The sequence below is a fragment of the Dysosmobacter segnis genome (genome assembly GCF_014297285.1).
GTDB classification, from domain to species: domain Bacteria; phylum Bacillota; class Clostridia; order Oscillospirales; family Oscillospiraceae; genus Oscillibacter; species Oscillibacter segnis.
In genome coordinates this window covers 1-965 of sequence record NZ_JACOQI010000099.1, presented here as the reverse complement: position 1 = coordinate 965, position 965 = coordinate 1, and the positions used below count along the sequence as shown (strand labels likewise).

General features: G+C 56.0%; 3 protein-coding genes. All 3 read left to right on the top strand.

Annotated features, from left to right (window positions below; genetic code table 11):
* The coding region (locus H8Z83_RS19215; protein ID WP_187016493.1) for a defense against restriction DarA-related protein at nucleotides 1-528 on the top strand (528 nt) is incomplete at its 5' end.
* Between the two features lie 12 nt (nucleotides 529-540).
* A complete protein-coding gene (locus tag H8Z83_RS19210) occupies nucleotides 541-705 on the top strand; it encodes a hypothetical protein (protein WP_014080207.1) in 165 nt (54 codons plus the stop codon).
* Nucleotides 702-965, top strand: a 264-nt coding sequence (locus H8Z83_RS19205; protein ID WP_187016492.1) for a plasmid mobilization protein, incomplete at its 3' end; no start/stop codon positions are given. The genes H8Z83_RS19210 and H8Z83_RS19205, both read left to right, overlap by 4 nt.

Here is a 965-nt window from a genome sequence, read left to right as displayed (position 1 = left end):
GGATTTGCATTGGGCGAACATCCCACCGCGCCATCCCGCTATGTCACATGGGCCTGCTATGATGACAAGGACGGCCAGCGGCAGTATGAATGGGGTCACTATGGAAATGACCGCACCGCGATGGAACAGGATTTCACAGACCGGGTGCAGGACTATCAGTGTATTTATAACGTCGGGATCAGGCAGACCGAGGCTCCCGGCCTTTACAAGTATTATTCGACCCAGCGGCCTGTGGACATCGGGACATTCCCGAAGCCGCCTTATAACAAGCCGGATGAAATCTTCAATTACGATCAGCGCATCCCGGTGGAAAATGGCTTGTTCTTGGCTTGGGGCTATCTTACCTATACCCGCCCGCTAACGGAAAAACAGGCATCCGACTATGAGCTGCGTCCTGCGCCTGATAATCCCGACAGGCCCCGTCCGATTGCCGAGCAGATGAAAAATGCGGCAAAGTTGGCGGAGGCAGATCGCGGCTCGGAGGCTCCGGCTCCCCAACGGAGGCAGCCTGACCGTGGCGATAGATAAGGAGGTGCGTATATGGAAAAGAAACGTGAACAGGAATTGTCTGTGCTGGAGGTGCTGCGCCTGCACCGTGAATTTCATTTGCCGCACCCTGTTCCGGCAGACGAACAGGAAAAGCCGCTGGATAAAGTAAAGGAGCCGCCCCGCGCCTGCCGCAGCCGGGAGCGTGAGGAACGATGACAAAGAAACGCCGCCGTCCGATCCATCTTCATGTGATGGTGTCGGAGGCGGAGCAGGCCCTGATTCAAGAACGTATGGCGGAGGCTGGCATCCGTAACATGGGAGCCTATATGCGGAAAATGGCCCTGAGTGGGTATGTGCTTCATGTTGACCTTTCGCCTGTTCGTGAGCTGGTTTCGCTCCAGCGGCGATGCTCCAACAATCTGAACCAAGTGGCAATTCAAGCCAACACCTACGGCGCAATTTATCCCGAAGAACTC

Excerpts from the sequence above, each read along its gene's own strand:
- H8Z83_RS19210 (WP_014080207.1), top strand. The coding sequence starts at position 541 with ATGGAAAAGAAACGTGAACAGGAATTGTCTGTGCTGGAGGTGCTGCGC.